At 70.1% G+C, this 3,153-nt stretch carries 5 protein-coding genes; 2 read left to right on the plus strand and 3 right to left on the minus strand.

The window, feature by feature from the left end; translation table 11 throughout:
• The first annotated feature begins 305 nt into the window (after nt 1-305).
• Nucleotides 306-1,259: an L-lactate dehydrogenase gene (locus G6022_RS14140; protein WP_179524702.1), complete on the plus strand. Its 954-nt coding sequence runs from the start codon at nt 306-308 to the stop codon at nt 1,257-1,259.
• 1 nt (nt 1,260) lies between these two features.
• Here G6022_RS14140 and G6022_RS14145 read toward each other — a convergent pair whose 3' ends face one another.
• Nucleotides 1,261-1,404: a hypothetical protein gene (locus tag G6022_RS14145; protein WP_179524701.1), complete on the minus strand. Its 144-nt coding sequence runs from the start codon at nt 1,402-1,404 to the stop codon at nt 1,261-1,263.
• Nucleotides 1,405-1,524: 120 nt separating this feature from the next.
• Here G6022_RS14145 and G6022_RS14150 point away from each other — a divergent pair, with 120 nt between their 5' ends.
• Entirely contained in the window at nt 1,525-1,926 is a 402-nt protein-coding gene (locus G6022_RS14150) for a DUF6157 family protein (protein ID WP_182638580.1), read from the plus strand.
• Here the strand turns inward: G6022_RS14150 and G6022_RS14155 are convergent.
• Nucleotides 1,923-2,540 carry a GDSL-type esterase/lipase family protein gene (locus tag G6022_RS14155; protein ID WP_017837202.1) on the minus strand — a complete coding sequence of 206 codons (618 nt, stop codon included), beginning with the start codon at nt 2,538-2,540 and terminating at the stop codon, nt 1,923-1,925. The genes G6022_RS14150 and G6022_RS14155 overlap by 4 nt on opposite strands.
• A 118-nt stretch (nt 2,541-2,658) precedes the next feature.
• Nucleotides 2,659-3,153: response regulator transcription factor (locus G6022_RS14160; RefSeq protein WP_241731232.1), on the minus strand; the 495-nt coding region annotated here is incomplete at its 5' end.

The raw sequence follows: 3,153 nt of genomic DNA on the forward strand, positions 1-3,153 counted from the left end.
CGGCGCCCCCGAGCGCGCGGCGGCGGGCGGACCCCCACCGGGCATCGTGGCCAGTCGGCGACGCAGCTCAGCGACGCGGTCCGCCGTGCCGAGGCCGGACAGATCAACGACAGAGGTGCCCACTACCATCACCACCAACTCCCACCCCGGACGACACGCCGCCAACCGCTCGGATCGAACTATTTTTCGATCACGGGGAACAGTGAACACCACGAGCCCGACACAGTGCAAGAACACCTGTTCGAACGGGGTTCTCCTCGTCGTCGTCCCCCGTCGTTCACCCGGAGCATCTACCCTCGGTGACCATGAAGGCCTCCATCGGGAACCGCATCGTGCTCATCGGCGCCGGGGACGTGGGCATCGCCTACGGTTACGCGCTCGTCAACCAGGGCCTGGCCGACCACCTGTCCATCATCGACATCGACCACGACAAACTGGTCGGCGAGGTCATGGACCTCAACCACGGCGTCGTGTGGGCCCCCTCCCCCACCCTCGTCACGGAGGGCACCTACGACGACTGTGCGGACGCCACGATGGTGGTGATCTGCGCCGGCGCCGCCCAGCGCCCCGGCGAGACGCGGCTCGACCTGGTCGGCAGGAACATGGCGATCTTCGAGGGGATCGTCGGCGATGTCATGGCGACCGGCTTCGACGGCATCCTGCTCGTGGCCACCAACCCGGTCGACATCCTCGCCCAGGCCTCGTGGCGCTACTCCGGCCTGCCCTCCGCGCAGGTCATCGGCTCCGGAACGATCCTCGACTCCGCGCGCTTCCGGTTCATGCTGGGCGAGTACTACGACGTCGCCCCGATGAGCGTGCACGCCTCGATCATCGGCGAACACGGCGACACCGAGCTACCGGTCTTCTCGTCGGCCAACGTCTCCGGGGTGCCACTGCGTCGGGATCTCGACGGGGACCCGGCCACGCGGGAACGGCTGGCCCAGATCTTCACGGAGACCAGGGACGCCGCCTACCGGATCATCGACTCCAAGGGGTCCACCAGCTACGGCATCGGCATGGGGCTCGCCCGCATCACGCGCGCCGTCCTGCGCAACGAACAGGTGTCGCTACCGGTCTCCACGTTGCTGCGGGGCGAGTACGGCCAGGACGGGATCTTCATCGGCGTCCCCGCGGTGATCGGCCGGACCGGCGTACAGCGCGTGGTGGAGCTGGAACTCGACGCCACCGAGACCGAACAGTTCGCCCGCAGCGCGTCTGCGCTGCGGGCGGTGTCGGAGCAGTTCGAGATACTGCGCTGAGTCAGGGGGTCGCGGGGGGATCGCTGGCCGGGAACGACTCGTCGCCCCACTCGTCGGCGACCGCGTCGTCGTGGTCATACCGGGCCTTGTCCGCGGGCTCCTCGGAATGCTGGCCGATGCGGTCAGGGTTCTGCGGACTCGTCATGATTCATCCTCCTGCCGCCGTACGGGGCGTGCGGCGATACTCAGATTACCGGAGACCACCGACCCCGACCGCGACGGAGAGAACACCATCGCGCTCACCCCGGGAACAGGAGAGGGCGCCATGCACAGCACCGACTACACCGACACACTGATCCTGCCCGCGGCCGACACCCGGGCCGAGACGGCCACGGCGCCGCCCGCGGGGAGACGCTCGATCGCCGAGTTGCAGTACGAGAGGCTCTCGGGTGCGGACTACACCTGGACGAGCGACGATCTGATCTTCGACGTCCACTGCGCTCGCAAGGGCATCGGGGAGGCCGACCGCGCGGCCGAACGCGAGCGGTTCTTCTCCAAGGGCCAACCGTGCCTGCGCACCTCCCCGCTGACCAAGACGTACGGCTGGGCGATGCACTTCGACTCCGGCGGGAGGATCGCGCTGCTGCCCATGGGGTCGGACCGTCTGGCCGAACTGCAGGCCGACCCGTCCGTGACGATCAGGACCGCCATGAAGAGTTCCCGCTAGCCCGGCTCGACGTCCGGCAGGGAGCGCAGCCACCCGAGCACCGGGTCGCAGATGACCCGGGCGAACTCCTCGTACCCGGCGGGGCCGGGGTGTGCCCCGTCGCCGGCGGTGACCTCGCGCATCCACGCGCCGCCGGGCCGCAGTGAATCGAAGGTCGGAACGAACGGCACCCCGGCCTCCGCGCACACCGCGGCCATGGCCGCGGCACGGGCGGCGATCCGCTCGTTGACCTGCTCCCACATGACCGGTGGCGGCCCCACCACCAGGAACCGCCCCTCGGGAGCACGGGCGATCATCCCCCGCAGGGCCGAGACCGTGCCCGCCTCCTCGACACGGAGGGCACCCTCGTGCTCCATCACGTCGTTGACGCCGAACTCCGCGATCACCGCCGTGGTCGGGAACGCGGCCCGTCGGCGGTCGACCTCGTCCCAACGGTCCAGGATCATCTCGGAGGTGTCCCCGCCGATCCCCGCGACGGTGGTGTGGAGGCTCAGACCCGCCCCGGCACCCTCCTCGACCAGGTGCGCGGTCCACCCCCGGCCGGTCTCGTCGCCGTACCCGGCCACGAAGGAGTCACCGATGATGCAGACGGGGAGGTCGCGCGGTTCGCTCACGACGCCACGGTAGCTGGCCGGCGTCAACGTCAAGAGCGTTCCGCACACCCCACTCCGGGCAGATGTGTGCGGAACGCTCTTCGCGACGACACGGCACCGAGGGTGGGGGCGGCGTGCGTCAGTCCAGGTGACGGGACTGCGCCCAGCGGGTGAGCGCGTGCCGGTTGGACTGCTGGGTCTTGCGCAGCACGTTGGAGGCGTGCGTCTCCACCGTCTTGACCGAGATGAACAGCTTCTCCGCGATCTCCTTGTAGGTGTACCCGCGTGCCAACAACCGCAGCACCTCCTTCTCCCGCGGAGTGAGGGAGTCGACCTCCGGGTCGTGGACGGGCTCACCCCGCTCCTCCGGCCCGGGAGCGGCGCGGGCGAACGCGTCCAGGACGAACCCGGCCAGGCGCGGGGAGAACACAGCGTCCCCGTCGGCCACGCGGCGCACGGCGTCGGCGAGCTCCCCACCGGAGATGGTCTTGGTGACGTATCCGCGCGCGCCGCCGCGGATCACGGCGATCACGTCCTCCGCGGCGTCCGAGACACTCAGTGCGAGGAAGGTCGACACGGGCGCGTCGGCCGTGCCGGAGGTGGCGGGGGCGCCGGAGGTGGCGGGGGCGCCGGA

It is taken from the genome of Dietzia sp. Cai40 (genome assembly GCF_014145165.1).
In the GTDB taxonomy this organism is placed as follows: domain Bacteria; phylum Actinomycetota; class Actinomycetes; order Mycobacteriales; family Mycobacteriaceae; genus Dietzia; species Dietzia natronolimnaea.